Annotated in this window: 1 protein-coding gene; it reads right to left on the bottom strand. The window is 62.6% G+C overall.

Going from position 1 to position 486, the window contains the following annotated elements:
- Window positions 1–430: transposase (locus AX703_RS08185; RefSeq protein WP_231735458.1), on the bottom strand; the 430-nt coding region annotated here is incomplete at its 3' end.
- Window positions 431–486: the final 56 nt, after the last annotated feature.

Here is a 486-nt window from a genome sequence, read left to right on the forward strand (position 1 = left end):
GCGGACCAGCGGCAGTGGGATGGCGGGGTGCGGTGTTGCGGTAGTCATGCCGCCAGGGCAGTATCGCGGGCTGCCTGCCAGCGCCATGGCAGGAGTTCGTCAATCCGGTTGATCGGATGGCTCCGATCCGCTCGATCACATCGGTGAGCCAAGCCTCCGGTTCGACACCATTCAGTTTGCAGGTTTCGACCAGCGAGTAGAACAGCGCCGAGGCATGCCCGCCCTTGATCGAGCCAACGAACATCCAGTTTCGGCGCCCCAAGGCAAATCCGCGCAAGGCGTTCTCGACCAGGTTGTTGCTGACTTCGAGTTGGCCATCATCGCAATAGCGGACCATGGCAGCCCACCGGTTCAGCGGATAGCGACATGCTCTGGCCAAGGCGCTGTCAGATGACAGTCCCTGTTCCATGGTCTCCAGCCAGCTTCGCAGCGACGCAAGTCTGGGTAAGGCGCGTTCCTGCCTGACCCGTCGTCTCTGGTCCGGCG

Source organism: Novosphingobium sp. CCH12-A3 (genome assembly GCF_001556015.1).
GTDB lineage: Bacteria > Pseudomonadota > Alphaproteobacteria > Sphingomonadales > Sphingomonadaceae > Novosphingobium > Novosphingobium subterraneum.